Source organism: Enterobacter sp. 342, assembly GCF_036663495.1.
Classification (GTDB): Bacteria; Pseudomonadota; Gammaproteobacteria; order Enterobacterales; family Enterobacteriaceae; genus Enterobacter.
Window position 1 is genome coordinate 60,018 of sequence record NZ_JAWUEI010000021.1, and the last position, 20,949, is coordinate 80,966.

Below are 20,949 nucleotides of genomic sequence, written 5' to 3' on the forward strand. Positions count from 1 at the left end.
GTACCGACTTAACAGATTTTCCACCTTTTGCATTTTTTTTCAGCGCAATCTGCTGGCTCGTTTCGCGTACAACAAAACTGTTACACTGATCAAACAATCGCCACAAAGGTATTTAAAAGGTATCATTGAATGGTATGTTAAAGGAGTACCCTCTCTGACATGCAGGATTAAAAAATGAAAACGAAAGTCCAACTGTCATTCATGATGTTTATTGAATGGTTTATCTGGGGCGCGTGGTTTGTGCCGCTGTGGCTGTGGCTGAGCAAAAGCGGTTTTACCGCTGGAGAAATTGGCTGGTCTTATGCCTGTACCGCCATCGCGGCCATCCTCTCACCGATTCTTGTCGGCTCGCTGACAGACCGTTTCTTCGCCGCGCAGAAAGTACTGGCAGTGCTGATGTTTGCCGGTGCTATTCTGATGTACTTCGCCGCACAGCAAACCCAGTTCAGCACCTTCTTCCCGCTGCTGCTGGTTTACTCTCTGACCTATATGCCCACTATCGCGTTGACTAACAGTATTGCCTTTGCCAACGTGGACGACGTCGAGGCCGATTTCCCGCGTATCCGCGTGATGGGGACGATTGGCTGGATTGCCTCCGGTCTGGCATGCGGGTTCTTGCCGCAGATGCTGGGCTTTAGCGATATTTCCGATACCAATATTCCGCTGTTGATGACCGCAGCCAGTTCCGCCCTGCTCGGCGTATTCGCTCTGTTTCTGCCGAACACACCGCCGAAAAGTACCGGCAAGCTGGATTTCAAAGTGATGCTGGGGCTGGATGCGCTGATCCTGCTGCGCGACAAAAACTTCCTGGTGTTCTTCTTCTGCTCGTTCTTGTTCGCCATGCCGCTGGCCTTCTATTACATCTTCGCTAACGGCTATCTCACCGAAGTGGGGATGAAAAACGCCACCGGCTGGATGACGCTCGGTCAGTTCTCCGAAATCTTCTTTATGCTGGCGCTGCCGTTCTTCACCAAACGCTTTGGTATTAAGAAGGTCTTACTGCTGGGCCTGATCACCGCCGCTATCCGCTATGGTTTCTTCGTTTACGGCGGCGCGGAACAGTACTTCACCTATGCCCTGCTGTTCCTCGGCATTCTGCTGCACGGCGTGAGCTACGACTTCTACTACGTAACCGCGTATATCTACGTGGATAAAAAAGCGCCGGTGCATATGCGCACCGCCGCGCAAGGCCTGATTACGCTGTGCTGTCAGGGGTTTGGTAGCCTGCTGGGTTACCGCCTTGGCGGCGTTATGATGGAAAAAATGTTCGCATACAAAGAGCCGGTGAATGGGCTGACCTTCAACTGGGCCGGAATGTGGGCATTCGGAGGGATCATGATTGCCGTGATCGCCGTGCTGTTTATGCTGTTTTTCCGCGAATCGGATAAAGAGATCACCGCAATTGAGGTGGTTGATGGCGATGCCGCGCTGACACAAGGGGAAGTAAAATGAAACAAGAACGTGTTCTCGGTGCCCTTTATGGGCAGGCGTTAGGGGATGCAATGGGCATGCCGTCGGAGCTGTGGCCGAGAAAGCGCGTCAAAGCGCACTTTGGCTGGATAGACCGCTTCTTACCTGGTCCGGCGGAGAATAATGCGGCCTGTTATTTTAAGCAGGCCGAGTTCACCGATGACACCTCCATGGCGCTATGTCTGGCGGATGCGATTATCGAATGTGATGGGGAGATTAACGCAGACGTTATCGGCAAACATATTCTGCACTGGGCGCTCGATTTCGACGCGTTTAATAAAAACGTGCTCGGCCCGACATCAAAAATAGCGCTTAACGCCATCCGCGACGGGAAGCCCGTGAGCGAACTGGAAAACAATGGTGTTACCAATGGGGCAGCTATGCGTGCCTCCCCGTTGGGTTGTCTGTTACCCGCCACGCGCCTTGAGCATTTTGTTGAACAGGTGGCGCTGGCTTCCAGCCCGACCCATAAATCGGATCTCGCGATTGCCGGCGCGGTGGTGATTGCCTGGGCGGTTTCGCGCGCCATCGACGGTGAACGCTGGCAGAACATCGTCGATGCCCTGCCGGGTATCGCTCGTTATGCGCAAGAGGCGAAAACCACCACCTTCAGCGCGTCGCTCGCGGCGCGTATTGAACTGGCGCTTAAAACCGTACGTGAAGCCAATGGTATCGACTCCGCCAGCGAGCAGATTTATCAGCTCATTGGCGCAGGAACCAGCACCATTGAGTCCGTTCCGGCGGCCATTGCGATGGTTGAACTGGCGGGAACCGACCCGAACCGCTGCGCCATCTTATGTGCCAACCTGGGCGGTGATACGGACACCATTGGCGCAATGGCGACGGCCATCTGCGGCGCACTGCACGGCGTGCAGGCTATTGACCCGCAACTGAAAGCGGAACTCGACGCTGTAAACCAGCTCGATTTTGGTCGCTATTGCGAGAAACTGCTGCACTTCCGGGAGCAAAGGGAGGGCGTATGAATTCGTTTGCCCAACACCTTAAAACATTGCACGCGACACGACCGGTAACGGTGCTGGGTGCAGCGGTCATTGACGTTATCGCCGATGCCTACGCCCTGCCCTGGCGCGGGTGCGATATCGAGCTTAAACAGCAGGGTGTCAATATCGGCGGCTGTGCGCTGAACATTGCCATAGCCCTTAAACGGCTCGGCATCGCGTCGCAAAATGCACTTCCCGTCGGCCATGGCGTGTGGGCGGATATTATCCGTAACGCCATGGCAAAACAGGATCTGCACAGCGCCATGGACGCCGAAACCGGCGATAACGGCTGGTGTCTGGCACTGGTAGAACCGGATGGCGAACGCACTTTTATGTCTTTTAGCGGTGTGGAGAATCAGTGGCAACAGCACTGGCTGGATGCACTTCACGTGCCGCCAGCAAGCCTGGTTTATCTCTCCGGCTATCAACTGGCATCGCCGTGCGGCGAGCTCCTGACGGCCTGGCTGGAAGGGTTACAGGCGATCACCGCCTTTATTGATTTTGGCCCCCGCATCCCCGATATTCCTGACGCACTAATGGCGCGAATTATGGCCTGTAAACCGATCGTCTCGCTTAATCGCCAGGAGGCGCAGATTGCTGCTGAACGATTTGATATTGCACCTGCACGCTTAGGAACACAGTGGCAACAGCGTTTTGGCTCGGCGCTAATCATTCGCCACGACAAAGACGGCGCGGCCTGGTATGACGATGACGCCTCAGGTTCTGTTCCGGCGTTTCCCGCCACCGTGGTCGACACAATCGGCGCAGGCGACAGTCATGCAGGCGGAACGCTTGCCGGGCTGGCTGCAGGGTGGAGTCTTGCAGATTCTGTTCTGCTGGGTAATGCGGTAGCCGCCTGGGTAGTCAGCCACCGTGGCGGTGATTGTGCCCCCACTCGCGAGGAATTACTCCTCGCACACAAAGACATATAGGTCGCTGCGACAGTAGCTGATGCTGTACTCAATCGGCCGGTGCTGCTGATCAAGTGCAACCTGCTTGATCACCAGCACCGGAATTTTGTCATCCATCTTTATATGTGCCTGAAATTCGCTGTCCGGCATACGGGCGCTAACCCGTGAACGGGTACGCTGCGGGAAGATGTTCTGGCTGCGAAAATAGTCATACAGCGAGATGCCAATGGCGTCCGGATCGTGAATCAACCCGACAGGAACCCACGACTCTTCAATCGACACCGCATCATCGTCAACATAGCGAATACGCTTAAGCAGAAAGACCTCGCTATCCGGTTCCACCGACAACTGGCTGGCTACCTCTTCCGGACACTTCACCACGCGTTTATTCACCCACAGCGTGTTGGGTTTTTTACCGCGTAGCACCACCTGCTGAGAGAAACCGCGCGCTTCTTTGAGCGAATATTCAAAGATGTTGTTAATTTGCGTCCCGTAGCCCCGGGCACGCGTCACCACCCCTTCGGATTCCAGCGCCTGCATCGCTTTGCGCACAGTAATGCGCGACACACCGGTTAACTGGCTCAGGTCACGCTCGCCGGGCAGGATATTGCCGTGCTCCAGCACCCCGCTGCGCACCGCATTTTTTACCGTTTCGGCAAATTTCAGATACAGCGGTGTATTGTCGGGCGCGGCGATCCGTTCATTCAGTTGATCGATTAACCGGGTATGCGCTTGTTCCATCTCTGTTTTTCTCAGGCGTGGTGTTTCCTGCCAGTATACGGCTTACCACCAGGCATGAAAATGGTGTACCGGCCCAATACCGTGACCCACTTCCAGAGTATCGGCTTTAGCCAGCGCAGCTGAGAGCCAGGTTTTCGCTTCGCTCACCGTATCGGCCCAGTTATCATGCCGTGGACGTAATGCCGCCAGTGCAGCAGAGAGCGTACAACCAGTACCATGGGTGTTTTTAGTGTGTACGCGTGGTGCCGTGAAACGCCGCTCACCGTCCCGGGTGAAGAGCCAGTCCGGGCTTTCGGCATCGTCAAGATGACCACCTTTCATCAGCACGGCCCCGCAGCCCATCGCCAGCAGCGCATTCCCCTGCTCTTTCATTTCCCGTTCATTTTGCGCGTGTGTTGCCCCCAACAGTGCAGCAGCCTCCGGCAAATTGGGCGTGATGAGCGCCACCTGCGGCAGCAGCTTTTTGCGCAGTGTTTCAACAGCGGAGGCGGAGAGCAATGGGTCGCCACTTTTTGCCAGCATCACGGTATCCAGCACCACGTTTTGTACCTGATAACGTTTAAGCCGTTCAGCCACCGCTTCAACAATATCTGTCTCTGCCAGCATACCGATCTTGGTGGTATCAATTCGCACATCGCTGAATACGGAATCCAGCTGCGCGGCAACAAAATCCGGTTCAATACGGTAAACCGACTGCACACCGCGCGTGTTTTGCGCCACCAGTGCGGTAATGACCGAGCAGCCGTACGCGCCAAGGGCGGAGAAGGTCTTCAGGTCGGCCTGGATACCCGCACCACCGCTGGGATCGGTGCCGGCAATGGTCAGAGCGTTAATACGTTTCATGCCAGTTCCTCCAGGGTGTAGAGCGCATCCAGGAACGCGCTGGCAAAACTGCCTGGGCCACGAGACTGCGCAATGGCTGCCGTTCCGGCTCGCTTCATAAATCCGCATGCGGCGGAGACGTTATCCAGCCTGTCCCCCGGCAGTGAGCAACTCGCCGCCACGACGGCAGAGAGTGCGCACCCTGTGCCCACTACGCGCGTCATCAACGGGTCACCGCCGATTACCGTTCGGGTTCGTTGTCCATCAGTGATGTAATCCACCTCACCGGTGACTACCACAATGGCATTGGTCTGGCGAGCCAGCGCCTGTGCAGCAGGTAACGCGCTGGCTGTGGAGTCAGTCGTATCGACGCCGCGCCCACCGGCGCTCATCCCGGCAAGAGCGAGGATTTCCGAAGCATTACCGCGAATGGCGGCGGGTTTCAGGGCAAGGATTTGATGACAAAAGCGGGTGCGAAACGTCAGAGCGCCCACGGCAACCGGGTCCAGCGTCCAGGGTTTACCTGCGGCTACCGCACTCTCAATCGCCCGACGCATCGCCTGTGCTCGCGGCAAGGTTAATGTGCCAACGTTAATCAGCAATGCATCGGCGATCGCGGCAAACTGCTCAGCTTCTTCGGCCTCAATCACCATCGCTGGAGAGGCACCAAGCGCCAGCAGAGCGTTGGCAGTAAAGGTCTGTACAACGTCGTTAGTCATACAATGTGTAAGCGGGGAACGGGTTCGGAACTGATGTAAAACGTGTAAATCGAGCAGGTCAGGCTGCATGGGTTCGCTCCTGCCTTGCGTGAAGAAGCGATGACCGGGAAGGCATCTGACTTCCCTACGCTGGCATTATCCAGATCAGGTAATACGGGTATTTCTCAGCCCATCATTGATGGGGCACCCCGAGTCATGAAGATTGAATCTCTATACTTTTTGCCAGATTAGGGTAAGTTGCCTGCTGACGCAAGCGTGCACTTCCGGTTATCGCTTCTTCACGCTGTACCCCATCTTGTACCTCAGTTTGTACCCCACCCCAGAAACGAAAAAAGGAGCCGCTAAGCTCCTTTGTGATATAAAACATGGCCTCATGGATTCCGAGATTCAGTTTTGCGTTCTGTTTTTCTACGTCGTTCAAAGGTGCGGATTACATCCCAGATAAATAGGAACATAAGATACCAGTAAAGTGCGGCAATCATACGCGAGTGTACTGGTTCCAGTAGGTTGTGACTGTCCTCAGAAACACCGCCATTGCTTCCGTAGTCGCTGTCTGAGTTAGCCCTTGCGCTGGATGTTCGAGTGCTGCCAAGAGCGTTTCTTTCCCCCTTCCAACGTCATAAATTGGAATACGGTCAATGCCAAGTTTTACCAAATATTCTATCAATATGTTCTCCTTGATAGTCTTGCTAATGAGTTCAAGTGTGTTTGATACTGAGCCGGAGTGAAGAGCTCACGCATAAAATCAGTTTCAGACACTGCTGGGTTAAGAATCTTCTTCAGCACCTGGTGTTCGTTGGCAAGTCTCACCCCTTCACCGTAGGCGTTATCGTAGAGCGTGATCTCTGCATACCATTCATTAGAGTAGGGCTGATTAGCCTTGTGACCGTGTTCAATATGCCAGGTATCATAAGCAGCCATTGCACCCACCGTGAGCTTGTCGAGCACGTCAGAGCGTTTTACGGGGCGTTTACGCTCCAGGATGGGAAAGCCCTGCATGTATCCAGCTAAGTAGCGGTTTGCTAAATCACCTTTCCAGATAAACGAAGGATTAACCCACACCTTTAATATGCCTTTATGGTGTTCAGCTTTATCAACCTTGATGTAGTGTTTACGCTCAAGACCAGATAAAACACGATTGAGGTGATCCGGCGTGGTGTTAAGTATTGCGCACAGATCCGCACGTTTAATAAATGCTAAGTTTCTCCTGTCAACTTCGTTACACAATGCAAATACTTTCGTGAAATCTGGCTTGGTTAATACGTCTGCGTATTCCTTGATCCCGTTATAGGCTGCATTCCCTGGAAGGTCGCCCAGCTTATTAGCGTATTCACGGTGAGCCTGTTTTGATTTGGCGGTGTCTGCTGTCGAGTAACTCAAATGCAGATCCTGAACAATGCCACCATCAAGCAAATACTCTGTCGAGTCGTAGTGAAGAATTTCACCACTTTCCACTTCGACAACGTACAGAACATTATCAATAACGGTGAGTTGCTGGGATGGTCTGGAAAATGTTGAAAGCGGGCGGTGATCGTGGTGCGGGGTATCTCTGTAAAAATAACAGTCTTCGTATGCTTGAATCAATGTTCCTCCTTAGTTGGTGTTCTCCCTTCGGTGTTGGTCATAACGGATAATTGCAGATTGAAACATTTCCATTCGGTCTGTATACCCTCTCGATTTTGCTGCTTGCATAGATGCGTAAATAACGTGGCGTTTCACTTCGCCGCTCACCAGGTCATTAAAAATCTGGTCACTGCTGTAATACTTCAATAATGGCCTCCTTCGGATTTTGGATGCAAAAAGCCCCGGGCAGTTACCCCGCCCAGGGCTGAAAAGTTCAGAAGGTTTTCTCCCCTTCTTAGTATTAAGAATACCATAGTTCACTAACGTTTGTCAATACCCAAACGGTGATTTCATGAAGTATTTTTAATCATTTTCAATGCGTTGCATTTTTGCTTTGCGATTAGTGCTCTTTATATCAGAAATAGATGGTTGCTGTCAATCAAAATTTGTGGTAGAACTTGCCACCAGAGAAGACAGCCATGCCTCCCATTCACGAACACCATCTCGCCATTTCTTGAGATAAAAAGTGAAAAATGGCGATTTCCACCCTATTTTTCCCTTTAAATACAGGCACCTACTAAATCCGCTATAATAGTAGAGAGATTCTCTCTCTGCACTGAAGTGCATCAGCACGAGACAATCAGTGATGATTGGATTGGGATGTTTGCACGTATGGTAATGTCATAGCTACCTTGCACCAGATAAACAGACAGCCTAACGGATTTAGGGTGGTTGTTTGGTTGGTGGCTAATCAAGATCGGTGGATGACATTAAGCAGGAATGCCATTGGATCATTGTGGAGTGTTGTTAATGGCGGCGTAGTCGCTGTATGGCATTAAGCAAAGTTTGGGCGGTAGTAGCCCAAGAGAGAGAAAACCAATTAACTAACCTTAAGTTAGTTGGGTTTAATGGGTTTGTGTTTGGGAGCATAGCGAGCATAACAAGCATTTATACAGGAGAAGCACATTTGATGAAGGTAACTTGTCAAAAATGATCTCTCCTGTAATGGCTATCTTTCATGCGCGGCGTGAGCCTGGCACCAAGGCCAGCGCATAACAGTATGGTTCCGGCGCTTCGCGTCGATTACCTATCAGCCCTTCACCCAACGGTAGACTGTCACCCTGCTCACTTTACACTACCCCATGCAATAACCCTGAGTTAATTCCCATCAAACTGGCGCGTAATCCGCTGGTAATTAGCAGGTAATGAATGCCGTTGTTACAGGGGGAAAATTGCCATAGTCATCAAGATAGTAACTATCACTCTCTTTGCGTAAAGCCTTGCACTGTGCCGTTATCAGAAGAATTAACAATCAATCCGTTGGAGGCTTGTGCTAAGCACACCTGTCTTTTCATGAATTTAAACAACACTTCCTATTTTATGCAGCCTCTACTCTGAATCCTGAGTGTCGAAAGTCTTTGCATAGGGGCACTGCCCTTTAGTGACGTAGGTAAAAACATACTGGCTGTTCTCATAGGTGCAAAGCGTCTTGCCATTCTCCGTTGTTTCCTGCTGCGGTTCTGTCATTGTGATTTGTCCTGCCATCACCAACTGTGAAATCAGTAGTCCCGATATCACCAATATTGATTTCTTCATAAGCCTCACTCCAGTTGACTGTTATCGCCGAATGTCACAGTGCTCAGTATTTGTACAATAGCATTGTATCACCCACATCGATCGATTTTACTGATCTATAAGATCGATTTAATTAATTAAAGTGGTAAGATAAGGTAATGCGCTAACAGCGCCTTGCCACCAAATCAAACAAGAAAAGGAAGACCATGAAAAGATTGATTCTCGCGTCACTGATCGTTCTCCCCTTCGCCTCAAGTGCAACCACATTCACCTGTAAGGCGATCCAGGAAGGGCAGATCGATTCTGGTAGCCAAAAATCTTCTGTCGAAACTCGCCTTGATGTGCAGGACAAAAGCATGAAAGTGAGCATGGGTGGTAAAACCTGGCGGCTGGGTTTCATTGGAGAGAAAAGTATTGCGAAGATGTACGCCACCCCAGATGGTGGAATAGCTGTCACTTACATTGACAATGGTAGTGAACCTGTTTTCGTTATGCGCCCAACTAACAACGATGGTCAAACGGCACTTTACACGCTGAGCCTGTGTTCTGAGATGTAAACGAAGGCGTGAGCAATCACGCCCTACTCCGTTTATTTAAGATGCGACCATCTAATCTCAACGACTACACGGGCCAACGGCCCATTGAAATTTTACGCCCTGCACAAGACACCCCCTTCTAAATCAGAATTTTAAATCTCGATTATCCAGTCTCATAACCATCTCCTTATAAGACCACACCGACGCAACGACAGAATGCGGCTTCGCCTTGTCTCAAAAGATTGATCTTTAATTTTGGGACTGCTATTGTTTTGATACTATCTTTTGAGACTTAGAGGACATCATGACAACGGTGATCGGATATGTGCGAGTTTCCACCAGCGACCAAAACGTTGAAAACCAGAAGAAGCAGATAGCCGATGCTGGTTATAGCGTTACTCGCTGGTTTAGTGATGAAGCGGTGAGTGGTGCAATCAAGGCAGGAGAGCGTCCAGGGTTTGGTGAACTACTCAGTTATGTACGAGAAGGCGATACGCTGATCGTGATTGCTATAGACCGCTTGGGACGTAACACGATTGATGTTCTTTCCACCGTGGAAAAGTTGCAGACGAAAGGCGTGAAAGTTGTCAGCTTGCGTGAAGGATTCGACCTGTCAACGCCCGTTGGCAGAGCGATGCTTACCATGATGGCAGGACTCGCCAGCCTTGAGAAAGACCTGATAGCAGAACGCAGAACAGCAGGTATCAAGCGTGCTCAGACTGAAGGAAAGCATTGCGGCAGACCTATCAAAGCAACTGTTGAACAAGTACAAGAGCTGTTAGCGCAGGGTCTATCACCAGCAGTAGTGCAACAAAGGTTAGGTATCAGCAAAGCCACCTTCTATCGACTAAAGACCCTCTGAATCTACCTCACTGATATTTGAGGATCCTGGCTACTTAAGTACAGAGCAGGGAAAGTTATAGCTTAGCAGTTCAAGCAATAAGGTAACTTATTCACAGTAGCAGCGACTAAGGATGCTACATAGGTACAAAGTAGTTAACTACTACAGTTTATCTCATTCGCGTATAACCCAAACGAGACAGTAGCCCATCAGCAATACATGATTGATATTTGGGCCGCTTGCCAGCATACAACAGAGTCGCCAAAAAATGGACTTATCTCCTTCTTTATTTGGGGAGCATTGACTGAGGCCCCCTCTGGTTTAAGGTGTTCATATGTGACTATTTCTTCAGTTTAGCTCTCATTACCAATAACCCGTCAACAACTTCTTTCGAAATATTTTTTTCGCAATAATCGTTTATAAAATCCTTAGCTGTTGATACTGATATTATTGGAAAATTATCCTCACCTGTCACTTGGTTAAATGCTGTCATATAACCAGCGAGCCAATGCAATTGAATCCCATTGATTGTATTTTTAACTAATTGATCTTTTTCGTTTTTTCCTTTATTAGACAGCTCTACCCATGATTTGCAATCATAAATCCCACCATAAACAGTAATATTCTTGGCGCCAACAGAAAAGGTAGCAATAAAAATGGATAAGAGCGCAAAGTTAAATAATCTCATTTTCACCACCATTTAGAATAAACGTCTTACTCATAATCCTGGATTCAATATCAACAACTCCAACTAATTGTATCATATTAATAACTGCACCAAGGGTCACCCATGTGAAACGTAAAATATTATCCCCGCCTGAATCATTCAATATAACAATATAAAACCCATAATAAGCAGGCATCCCCATAAGTATGAACATACCAATCAAAATCAATATTCTTAAAGAAAATGCAATATAACCATAAGATTTAATTTCCTTTATTGATTTTTCATCACCTAACAGTGATGCACCTATCAGCTTCTGTACCTTCTGTGATTGGTGCTTTTCATCGAGAATACTGAATATATTCAAAACATGGGGGTAGGAGTTCATAACTCCTCTTTTTTCAAGAATTAGATGAGTTTCAAATCTACGAGTTATTAATATTGAACCAAACCAAATGGCAAGGAAAACTGGCATGACAACCATAGACCATTGCTCAATATTATATAGTGATATGCTCGATTTCATGTCACCAATAGAAAATGGTACATTTAGCGGGGTTTCCACATCAAAAATTTTTAATTTATCTCCTCGAAATACTTCAATATTTTTATCTAAAATCTCAATTATTTTGGACGTACTATCCTTTGTGTCTATAATGGAGTTAAGTTCTTTGTAAACATCGAAATTCTTTATTGCAACATTTCCTATCAAAGAACGCAGCATTGCAATGTCAGCACCATTTGCCGCATCAAGACTGACATATTTGTTTATGCTGGTTTTACCAGTAATTGTATTTATTTCGTTAAGATCGCTATCGTAAGTGTAGTAATGTAATGGTGTGTATTTCTTATCTACAAGTGGCGTACTGACTGGCAAGCCTAATTTTCCTCTTATTTTATTCTGTTTTTCTTCTTCTTCTTTGTTATTAAACATTGCTTTTGTTTTTTCGTATGCATTTTTCCTTTCATCCTCATCGCTTTTATATTTATTATATTTCGAGAGGATTTCTTTTGCTCGTGCTATATTGTCTTTTTCTTTAAAGATAGCATCTCTTAGCTCTTGATATATTTTGTATTTCTCAGTTGCAGATGATATCACAATTGAATTGGAAAGAGAGAAGATTAACAGGCTCACAACAATTACGATAACACTTGTATATAATAATCGTTCAACCCGTTTTCCTAATTCATAAATATGATCCATATTTTTCCCCAAGTGCAGCGATAGTGATTGCATTTTAAACTTTTCATATCAATATGAAAAGTCATTTAAAACAAAGAGGAACAGATCTGCCCCCAGCTCAACTTACAGCACAACTCGGTCTTTCTGCTCAGTTCGTTCCAGCCCCCTAAAGCGACACTAAAATCGTTATTTTTTGCTGATATTCATCAAGCAGTTTAGGGGCAGTAGGGAAACCAGATATTATTAATTATCCCAATTCAAATTGATTATTAGGGGTGTGTTTTGAGCAACAACTCGCAAATTACTGTCTCTGGTTCCTGATAAAATGAGATACAAACCTGACTTACCGGTCAGTTCCCCGCTCAGTTGCTTTTTGACCGTCAATTGCCGATTTGCAATTTCCGTTTTTTAACTTCAGCAATATAATCGTTCCACCCAATCATTGACAGCTTGGAAATAAAAGTTGAATTGGAATTTATGTAGTTAAAGGATAATATTCCATCATAATAAAAAACACAAAAGAGAACAAGCCTCATTAAACTATAGTCAGTCAAGTTAACAAGCCATTCGTAATATTTATCCGCATCCTTGCTTTCTATTTCTTCCTCATGATGTTCATTGATCATTTTAACCAAAATGTAAAAACCACGAATAAGAGGAAAAATAGATTCTTTAAAGTTATCATCATTAATATATGAATGATCATCTGTGTCAAAAAAGATATCTTCGACACAAATGGTTAACTCTTTTACGTTTGCATCAATACCGTTTGGAAGTTTACATTTAAAGTCATTAGCAAAATCTCTTTGGTAAGAAATCATACCATAGAACCGATCATCAAATATTTTATTTTTCTCCCGTTTTTCTAATCGCTCATACTGTTTTTGTTGATATAATGAAGTTATTATTAGTATTATGACTGTGATAAAACTGAGTATTGGGTTTATTAGTCCACCAGCAAAATCACCGAACTGGCCCCAGACCTCTGGGCTTTTTGAAATATGAAAGTCAAGCTCTACCTTAAACCAATAGTAATAGGAAAAAAACACTCCAAGTAAAGCTACAAGAGCTAACAAAAAAACCGCGATGCATAAAGCCTTACTCATGGTTTTACCACAGTATCAATTAGGTATTTAACTACATCACCAGATGTGTTTCTTCTTGCTTTTGCAGTAATTCTTAATCTAACAATATCTTCATCTTCGATTGCGTTATTATTATGAAGATTCTCTGACATCATTCTTTTAATCGATGACTTTACTTTACTGTAAGGCCCAGAAAAACTGAACGGTGTTGTTGTAGTAAAACCATCAGCAAGTAATCTTCCATTTCCCGTGAAGGAATTAAATCTGGTGATAATGGCATTAATGTCTTCAGACTGCGGATCTGTTGTTAAATTAAAAAGATTACTTGACGTTGTTTCATTTATTTCCAATAGCTTGAAAGTTCTTAACTCAGTTTTTCTTTTTAAAATAACAGGATATTTGCTTGAGCGTGATACCTTATGCATATCTTTAACTCGCTCATGTATTCTGTCAATTATTTTGCTTTCTATTTTTTCAAGTTTAGATAGCACTCTCTCAGCTTTTTTAGTTAAAACTGGAGGCTCAACATACATAGTTTCACATATAAAATATGTGATTAACTCAGACAATACAGAGTTTCCTATTTGCGCTAATTTGGCAGATTTTACTGGATCAGATACAACAAGTTTGAAATCTTGTATATATGAACCAAGGCAAGCACTCATGAGTTTTGCTCTGACATTAGCAGAGTAGTTCATTTGAGATGGCACTTCGTTAGACAAGATGCAATCTGCCGTTATCGCGATAGCCCCTGAAAACCCAGACATAGTTTCAAGGCCATATTCCATATCAACTAAAGTTTTTCCTGAGTCAATCTTTAACTCAAAATCTACATCTGAGGCAGACATAACAGCTCCAAAGGTACGAAAGCGGACAAAAAATCATTATTTGAATCATAACCTTGGGATTAGGCAAATTCCAGTGTTTGTATCACAATGTAAGATGGTCGATCTGCCGAACTTTCATTACATAGATGGAAGCTCAACATCAAAACGCTCCCAATAGTTGATTCTGCTTGACCTGCTCCCCGTTGATTGTCATGCCCCAATTCTTTGACTATGTGAATATTAGAGCACAGAAACCAATAAGTTCCAGCATGAGTACATCAGCTAAAGTTCAGAATGCATGGCATCTGTACGATGCTCCTTAGTTAGGATTCCCAGCAAAGACCATCTATCACATAACATACTGAGGATAGCGGGAAGGTATGCAAATAACGCTTAGTAATCCCACCGCTTTTCTCATGTCCAACCGTCTGTTGCAGATGTAGAATGTTCGATACCCAACCAGCCATTGCCGCAGAACAGACTGAGTGACGAATGGAATGCAATAATCGCCGTTGTCCATAATCATCAAGATAAGGGATACCAAGCTGATCACGTAGATCCGCAAACACTTTACCGATCTTTGTCATGTTCGTACCTGCCACTTCTGAAAAAATCCGCTCTTTCCACTGGCGATCAACGTAATCCATGAAACCCCATTCGATTAACTTAGGATGGATGACTACCTGCCTCGTAGCGTTCTCAGTTTTCCCCTGGCCTCCTTCAGCAATCAGGAAATAGTAACGCTGGCTATCTTCGTCAAATTTGATCTGTGACTTCTCCAGCTTTCCTATCTCGCCTCTTCTCGCTCCCGTGTATGCCAATAGCAACGTGATCCATTTTTGCCAATTGTCGGGCTGCTTAAGCGCCCACCCTACAAACTTTTTCATCTCCGCTGTGCTGTATGCACCAAATCTCGCTTTCGATGGTGCAGCCACGACGCCATTAGTTGGCGGCTTAGGTAAAATGTCTTTGCTTTCTGTGAGGAAGGTTTTGAAGAGTGATTTATACAGCTTGAGATGCTTATGAATAGCCTCAATGCCTACCAGTTGATCCGGTGGAACATCATCGCACTCAATCAGTTGCTGGATGGTCATTGAGCGATAGGGCTGAACAACGCGCTTAGGAAGATTTTCAACCACTTCCATCACCTGCTTAATGTCCTGCTTGGTGATCACCGCCACATCAGTTTCCCCTCCCAAGACAGTTAGCAACACTTCCATGTAGCGCTCATTTGCCATTGAGATCGATTTCGTCCAGTTATGTCCCTTTTCGTCTTTGTACATCGCCCACGCATCAGAAAGGGTTAGCACGTTTCTCGGCTCTGCTTGTGCAGTTGGCTCCATGATTTCTGCGGCTGCAATTATCGGCTGTTGGAGTAAGAGTGGGTTTCTTGCTGTCCTGCGTTCTGGCGCAATCAAATTAGACAAAAATGATTCGAACAAGAGGATCGGCGTAGCTAATGATTTAACAAAGGGAATATGCGGAGTAACACCAATCATCAAAGCAGATGCTTCACGATAGCTGTCAGTGAGGAGGGATTTCTTATACATCCTGCCATTGGAAAGCCGGATTTGCAGGTAGTAGTTGCCGTTTCGCTGAAACGTGTATGGAAGAGTTTTATACCCCATGAATACACCCTTTTTGTACCTCAAGTGCATTACGCACCGACAAAAAGAGAGTCAATCTCATGATAAGTAGGCCGAATTTCGGCCCCCTACGCTGGCATTATCCAGATCAGGTAATACGGGTATTTCTCAGCCTTCATTTAAGAAGGGCACCCCGAGTCATGAAGATTACATTTTGTTATTAATTGCCAGCTTAGGGGATGTAGCCAGGCGATGCAAGCTTGCACTTACGGTTATCCTTTCTTCACGCTGTACCTCACCTTGTCCCCCAATTTGTCTTTCACATGATATCAATAAAAGTCTTATTGTTAGTATCTCGCATAACCGTTCCCTGACACCCTTCCCTCTATCGTTACTATCGCTTCACACTCAGTCACTCGTTGGTGCACCTGCCTTTAAAATCTTTTTTGTAATCCTATCAATCTAATTTTCTAATTAAGAGAAATAAAAACATCATTCTTTACAACAATTCAATCACTGATTTATAGCAATCAAAAGCCTGTTTTATTCTCGATTAAAAATATTTTTCTCCAAGTCAAAACACCTTTCATTCAAAAGTCTTTTTTGATTCGTAAGGATGGAGCATACACAAATACATAAATTAACTTTAATTAAAGTGCTTGATTTGTATGTTTTACGGACAGAAAACATAAATATATTTAATGTATTGATGGTAACTTGGCATGAGTTGATTATTGCATGATTTTTTATATCCACCTGTATTTATTAGATTTATTTAAAATACATCATAGCTGGACATTTTAGCTTTCAGTGCTTTTAGTGATCCAGATCAATATTATGGTTTATGTATTACATGATAGTTACTACACGTTACGAAATAAGTGATTAAAACGAAATCACTATAGCTCGTATGAAATTATCTAGATATAACAAGGTGTTGTATCTTCCCGCCAGGATAGCGATCTTACTTTTATTCAAATTTGCATTATTGATGAGAGCTTTCTGATGAAACCTTTAAATAAATCTACTATCGCTGTTTTTGTACTTGGCGTTGTGTTTGCTGGGTCAACGAATACTGCTAAAGCTGCTTTAACTGGTGCTGATCTTGCTGCTGCCAACTCTTACTTTAATTCACATCCAGACATTGTTAAATATGCTCCGTGGATTCGTGACAATGTTATGAATAGTGGTTCACTTGCTGATGCTAACAACACGTTATTAAATAATAGTTATTATGATCAGGAGCAACGTAAAGTAATTTATGTGAGCCAGATTGGTGGTATCACTCCACCTGTACCAATGACTTCTCTCACTCCTGCTACAGCGCCATCTGTTTCAAATGATTCACGTCCCCCAACTAATGAGCATCACGAGGAAGTTGTTACTCCGCATATAGATGGTGTGCATAATCAGGCTGCTGTGATCACTCCTGCAACTAAACCAGACCAGACACAACATCTGGATAGCAATGCAACACCTGAACAACAGCAACATGCTAAAGATCAGGCAATGATTAAGTATCTTCAATCTCAAATCAAGAACGGAGAGAGTGGTAAAAATGGTAGAGATGGCATTAAAGGTGATTCTGGTTCTAATGGACTGGACGGTACTAACGGTAAAGACGGAGTAACAACCACCGTTACACAAATCCAGGTAGACACGGCTACACAAACTAAAGTTGATAGAAATAGCAAACAAGTAGCTGCTAATACTGTTGCTGTTGATAATGTTCAGTCACGCCAACAAGCACAAGAAACCACTATTCAGAGCCATAGCTCACAACTTACTAATCATGAAGAACGTATTACAGCGTTAGAAAATGAAAGTAATAACAACTTCCAGAATCTGAAAAATGACGTAGATAACAACCGTAAACGCGCTGCTGTTGGTGTAGCATCTGTTGCCGCTATGTCTAACATTCCGCAGGTTACAGACTCTCAGATTTTCGCTATCGGGGCTGGAGTAGGTGAGTATGACTCACAAGGCGCTATAGCTGTAGGCTTTTCTGCTCGTGTAACAGAGCACGTAGTAACTAAAGCCTCTGTTGGCGCTGGTTCTTATGGCGGTGCTACTGTGGGTGCTGGCGTATCTTACGGATGGTAAGCCTTTAATTCTAGCCCTTCTAATGAGAGGCTTTGATTAGAAGTTTATTTAGATGGGTTTTGGATATGAAAAAGATTGTTGTGATTGTAGACCGAAATGTTGAAACAGGTAGGATAGCTAACGCTATTGCTCATTGTATCGCTGGTATTAACATCACTGATTATGATGAATATGAAACGAGCAACGGCATTACATGCACTCTTTCTTATCATCCTATCATCATTCTTTCAGAAAAGAATAAGAATCAGGTTAAAAACGCTTTAATTAAAGCAGATGAAGCAAAGTTAGAATACTCATTCTTTGCTTCTACAATGTGGAGAGAGACGCCAGAAGAGCAAGTAGCAGAAACTAAAAGCACTTCTTTTGATGATCTTGAAGTAATAGCGTGTTCTATTTATGGTGAATCCGAAGAAGTAGATAAAATAGCTAGAAAATTTTCTCTTTATCGTTAATGATGGTGAAAAATGAAAAATTCTTATTTTGTAAAATCTGATATTTTTGGATGATTGGCTTACTTCGTTGTAGCTGCCATTACAGCTAAAATGATGGGAGTATTTTAAAATAAAGCCAGTTAACCATCGTTGACACTACAAACTCACCCCCATGAATTTTAGCTAACTGGCTCAGTCTGATTATACTGATGATAGCAATTATGGCAAAGTATGTTTTTCTTTCTACTGTGTTGTATCTGATTTTGGTTATAGTAGGTATTTGGATTGGTTTAATGTGGAATAATTTTAACTGTATTTCATGAGGTACTTATTAGTTTTTATCTTTGCCCAAACAAGATAGGAATACACAATAATGAAAATATATTTTTATTGGTTATTGTTAGTGCTATAACTGGATGTACTTCTTGTAGTGTACCAAAAGCCACTACTTACAGTGATTCCTCCCCTTCTTCGGTGTGTGCTGCATTAGGGATAATGAAAGCATCTAACAATAAAGAAGATTTCAATAAAACCAGGGATGTAGTTAAGCGGAGAATTAAAGAGGGTAATTTCAATATAAAAGCAACTGAATGTGAAGCGCAGGGTATTAGTAAAGATACTTGTTATCTTGCAGAATCTCAGCACAAAGAAGCTATTAACAATGCTTCTTATAACGCCGCATATGCTAACGCTCGTGATGCAGCAGCAGGAACTGGCGTATGGGCTAAGAACAGCAAGAAACATCACCACGACGATTAATAATTATAGGTGTTTATCATGAAAAAAGTTTTATTAGTTGTTTTGCTTTCTGTTGCTGCTTTTAACGCTTCAGCTATCAGTGAACAACATAGACAAGAATTATCAAAGTCAGGATGTACACAAGTTGATGAAGCCGCCGGAAAATGTAGTTCTTCAAAAGTGCATAAACCAAAAGCCTCTACCCCTGCAACTGAAGCAGATCATGTAATGAATATGCCTATTTCAGATGCGGCTGAATTCCTTCTCTCTACTGGATGGAAGCCTAATAATGGTAAGTGGCATAAACAAGGTTATACCCTTACGTTACTTGTTGAAGATGATACAGTAGTGAATTCACAACTCAAAAAATAACATCCTCTTTTTTTAAAGGGCTATACATAGAAGTCTAATGGATAAGGTAGCTTTAAGTAAGATTCGTGATTGTCAGTCTTTAGTGTATTGCTAAAGCCGCCCTTAACAGATGGGCGTTTTTTCAATTGCATTTATTTCAGGAGTTTAAAATTAATCGCCACAGGTTTAACAGACACCTCTGAGTCATTTATGGACTCAGTTCATCTTCTGTCGTGGGATCAGACTACGCTGAGAAAATTAAACAGATAAAAAAGGCGACGTCGATCGCCTTTTTTAATTGCAGGCATTACAGAATATGGACGCCAGGACCGCTGTAAGCCCCTACCCTGACGTCGCCCGTGTTAACCTAATTGCCATGCCCCGGCATCAATAAGTGATGCTGTCCCGGTCCAGGCAAACAACGCTAGCTCACGGCAGTCTGCATCAGGATATATACGGCTGCTGAGGCACGCCTCACCCTCGTTAACAAACACTTCCACGGAAGAGCAGTCAAAGAACAGGCGCAGACTGAGCGAATCGTTCAGGTTAAGCGCGACGCTTCGGGTACCACACAGGCCATACTGTGGATAGTGTCGCTCCAGCACCAGACGCTGCATCTGAGCATCAACATAAACACGCAACCCGCTTCCAAGACGAATACCGTATTGTTCCGCACAACTGTTGGCAGAATCCCACTGCAGAATAACCTCCATCGCGTCGCAGTGTTCCACCAGAGTCATCTGCTGATTTTTAAGCGCACTTACCGGCCAGGGAAACCACGCGCCCCGGAGGCCTTCGACCTCTCTGGCCGGCCGCATTTGCAGACGGTTATCCGTACTGAGCGTCAGCTCGCGCGGTAAAGAGAGCATGCCAGCCCAACCATCCTCCTGTTCCGGCAGCGGGGATTCCCACATATCCAGCCAACCAATTACGATGCGGCGGCCATCAGGTGTCAGGAAACTTTGTGGTGCATAGAAATCATGACCGCGATCCATCTCCACAAACTCACCTTCACGCACAAAAGGCTGACCAGGCTGCCACTCGCCCAACAGATAGCCGCTCTGGAAAAGATTACGATTTTTGTAGCCTTCAGCTACCAGCCCCTGAGGCGAAAACATCAGCACGCGCTTACCATTGAGCGTGAAAAAGTCCGGGCATTCCCACATATATCCCATCTCTTTTTCCGCCACAGCAAGTACGCCCATATCCAGCCACTCGCGCAGATCAGCAGAACGATAAACGCGTACCTGACCCGTCTCGCCATCCCGCGCACCGACAACCATGTACCAGCACTCCCCTTCACGCCACACTTTCGGATCGCGGAAGTGATGCAGGCCAGGTGGCGTATCAACTACCATTCCCTGTCGCTCAAAATGGACACCATCACGGCTGGTTGCCAGACACTGCACCTGATATAGATTAGCCTCATCAGGATCGCCGTGGAATTTGTGTCCGGTGTAAATCAGCGCCAGCGCATCGCCATCCACTACCGCCGATCCGGAAAAACAGCCATCCTTGTCTTCGGGTCCTTCCGGCGCCAGTGCAACCGGGAGATGCTCCCAGTGAACTAAATCCTTGCTGCGCGCATGGCCCCAGTGCATCGGACCCCATTGGGTCGAGTACGGATGATGTTGATAAAAAACGTGATACCAGCCGTCAAACCAGACCAGGCCATTTGGGTCGTTCATCCAGCCAGCTCGCGCTGCAAGGTGGTAACGCGGATACCAGCGCAGGTTAAGTCCTTCGCGCCTGGACTGAAGTTCCCGCTCAGCTTTAATAATTGAATACGTCATTTCTCT

The 20,949-nt window shown here is 45.5% G+C and carries 21 protein-coding genes and 2 riboswitches; of the genes, 9 read left to right on the forward strand and 12 right to left on the reverse strand.

All coding sequences use genetic code 11. The features are described 5' to 3' along the window. The first annotated feature begins 174 nt into the window (after window positions 1-174). From V6E55_RS16780 to V6E55_RS16790, 3 genes are read left to right on the forward strand one after another with little or no spacing between them, the layout of a single operon-like run. Entirely contained in the window at window positions 175-1,452 is a 1,278-nt protein-coding gene (locus V6E55_RS16780; RefSeq protein ID WP_114977750.1) for a nucleoside permease, read from the forward strand. Continuing rightward, complete coding sequence (locus V6E55_RS16785; protein ID WP_316943427.1) at window positions 1,449-2,453, forward strand: ADP-ribosylglycohydrolase family protein; 1,005 nt, start codon at window positions 1,449-1,451, stop codon at window positions 2,451-2,453. The genes V6E55_RS16780 and V6E55_RS16785 overlap by 4 nt, the downstream gene beginning before the upstream one ends. Continuing rightward, entirely contained in the window at window positions 2,450-3,403 is a 954-nt protein-coding gene (locus V6E55_RS16790; protein WP_316943428.1) for a PfkB family carbohydrate kinase, read from the forward strand. Before V6E55_RS16785 ends, V6E55_RS16790 begins: the two co-directional genes overlap by 4 nt. On the opposite strand, the gene V6E55_RS16795 is transcribed toward V6E55_RS16790, so the two are convergent. The 6 genes from V6E55_RS16795 to V6E55_RS16820 form a co-directional block, all read right to left on the reverse strand. Continuing rightward, window positions 3,377-4,123, reverse strand: a complete 747-nt coding sequence (locus tag V6E55_RS16795) for a GntR family transcriptional regulator (RefSeq protein WP_114977747.1) — start codon at window positions 4,121-4,123, stop codon at window positions 3,377-3,379. The two genes, V6E55_RS16790 and V6E55_RS16795, sit on opposite strands and share 27 nt — an antisense overlap. A gap of 42 nt (window positions 4,124-4,165) precedes the next feature. Then, window positions 4,166-4,966, reverse strand: a complete 801-nt coding sequence (thiD, locus tag V6E55_RS16800; protein ID WP_316943429.1) for a bifunctional hydroxymethylpyrimidine kinase/phosphomethylpyrimidine kinase — start codon at window positions 4,964-4,966, stop codon at window positions 4,166-4,168. Beyond that, window positions 4,963-5,733, reverse strand: coding sequence for a hydroxyethylthiazole kinase (thiM, locus tag V6E55_RS16805; RefSeq protein ID WP_316943430.1), 771 nt, complete (start codon window positions 5,731-5,733; stop codon window positions 4,963-4,965). Before thiM ends, thiD begins: the two co-directional genes overlap by 4 nt. A gap of 35 nt (window positions 5,734-5,768) precedes the next feature. Next, window positions 5,769-5,865, reverse strand: a riboswitch (TPP riboswitch). After that, window positions 5,858-6,085, reverse strand: coding sequence for a hypothetical protein (locus tag V6E55_RS16810; protein ID WP_316943432.1), 228 nt, complete (start codon window positions 6,083-6,085; stop codon window positions 5,858-5,860). Its footprint overlaps the riboswitch before it by 8 nt. Before the next feature lie 242 nt (window positions 6,086-6,327). After that, complete coding sequence (locus V6E55_RS16815; RefSeq protein WP_316943433.1) at window positions 6,328-7,248, reverse strand: hypothetical protein; 921 nt, start codon at window positions 7,246-7,248, stop codon at window positions 6,328-6,330. Window positions 7,249-8,616: 1,368 nt separating this feature from the next. Then, window positions 8,617-8,823, reverse strand: a complete 207-nt coding sequence (locus tag V6E55_RS16820; protein WP_316943434.1) for a hypothetical protein — start codon at window positions 8,821-8,823, stop codon at window positions 8,617-8,619. Window positions 8,824-9,008: 185 nt separating this feature from the next. Between V6E55_RS16820 and V6E55_RS16825 the strand changes: the two genes are divergently transcribed. Next, window positions 9,009-9,359, forward strand: coding sequence for a hypothetical protein (locus tag V6E55_RS16825; protein ID WP_316943435.1), 351 nt, complete (start codon window positions 9,009-9,011; stop codon window positions 9,357-9,359). A gap of 283 nt (window positions 9,360-9,642) precedes the next feature. After that, window positions 9,643-10,200, forward strand: a complete 558-nt coding sequence (locus tag V6E55_RS16830) for a recombinase family protein (RefSeq protein WP_316943436.1) — start codon at window positions 9,643-9,645, stop codon at window positions 10,198-10,200. A gap of 319 nt (window positions 10,201-10,519) precedes the next feature. On the opposite strand, the gene V6E55_RS16835 is transcribed toward V6E55_RS16830, so the two are convergent. The 5 genes from V6E55_RS16835 to V6E55_RS16855 all read right to left on the reverse strand — a co-directional run bounded on the left by V6E55_RS16835 (window position 10,520) and on the right by V6E55_RS16855 (window position 15,569). Beyond that, window positions 10,520-10,867, reverse strand: coding sequence for a hypothetical protein (locus V6E55_RS16835; RefSeq protein ID WP_316943438.1), 348 nt, complete (start codon window positions 10,865-10,867; stop codon window positions 10,520-10,522). Continuing rightward, window positions 10,854-12,050 carry a hypothetical protein gene (locus V6E55_RS16840; RefSeq protein WP_316943439.1) on the reverse strand — a complete coding sequence of 399 codons (1,197 nt, stop codon included), beginning with the start codon at window positions 12,048-12,050 and terminating at the stop codon, window positions 10,854-10,856. Before V6E55_RS16840 ends, V6E55_RS16835 begins: the two co-directional genes overlap by 14 nt. A 359-nt stretch (window positions 12,051-12,409) precedes the next feature. Then, window positions 12,410-13,135: a hypothetical protein gene (locus tag V6E55_RS16845; protein ID WP_316943441.1), complete on the reverse strand. Its 726-nt coding sequence runs from the start codon at window positions 13,133-13,135 to the stop codon at window positions 12,410-12,412. Next, window positions 13,132-13,962 (reverse strand): hypothetical protein, encoded by an 831-nt coding sequence (locus tag V6E55_RS16850; protein ID WP_316943442.1) that lies wholly within the window; start codon window positions 13,960-13,962, stop codon window positions 13,132-13,134. The genes V6E55_RS16845 and V6E55_RS16850 overlap by 4 nt, the downstream gene beginning before the upstream one ends. 302 nt (window positions 13,963-14,264) lie before the next feature. After that, a complete protein-coding gene (locus V6E55_RS16855) occupies window positions 14,265-15,569 on the reverse strand; it encodes a tyrosine-type recombinase/integrase (protein ID WP_316943443.1) in 1,305 nt (434 codons plus the stop codon). A gap of 67 nt (window positions 15,570-15,636) precedes the next feature. Beyond that, window positions 15,637-15,733: riboswitch (TPP riboswitch) on the reverse strand. 799 nt (window positions 15,734-16,532) lie between these two features. Between V6E55_RS16855 and V6E55_RS16860 the strand changes: the two genes are divergently transcribed. From V6E55_RS16860 to V6E55_RS16875, 4 genes are all read left to right on the forward strand, one after another. Next, window positions 16,533-17,630 (forward strand): YadA C-terminal domain-containing protein, encoded by a 1,098-nt coding sequence (locus tag V6E55_RS16860; protein ID WP_316943444.1) that lies wholly within the window; start codon window positions 16,533-16,535, stop codon window positions 17,628-17,630. A gap of 65 nt (window positions 17,631-17,695) precedes the next feature. Then, entirely contained in the window at window positions 17,696-18,082 is a 387-nt protein-coding gene (locus tag V6E55_RS16865) for a DUF2000 family protein (RefSeq protein ID WP_316943445.1), read from the forward strand. Between the two features lie 474 nt (window positions 18,083-18,556). Continuing rightward, window positions 18,557-18,820 carry a hypothetical protein gene (locus V6E55_RS16870; RefSeq protein WP_316943446.1) on the forward strand — a complete coding sequence of 88 codons (264 nt, stop codon included), beginning with the start codon at window positions 18,557-18,559 and terminating at the stop codon, window positions 18,818-18,820. An 18-nt stretch (window positions 18,821-18,838) separates the two neighbouring features. Beyond that, window positions 18,839-19,171, forward strand: a complete 333-nt coding sequence (locus V6E55_RS16875) for a hypothetical protein (RefSeq protein ID WP_316943447.1) — start codon at window positions 18,839-18,841, stop codon at window positions 19,169-19,171. Between the two features lie 341 nt (window positions 19,172-19,512). Here V6E55_RS16875 and V6E55_RS16880 read toward each other — a convergent pair whose 3' ends face one another. Continuing rightward, window positions 19,513-20,943, reverse strand: coding sequence for a glycoside hydrolase family 32 protein (locus V6E55_RS16880; RefSeq protein ID WP_316943449.1), 1,431 nt, complete (start codon window positions 20,941-20,943; stop codon window positions 19,513-19,515). Window positions 20,944-20,949 lie beyond the last annotated feature (6 nt).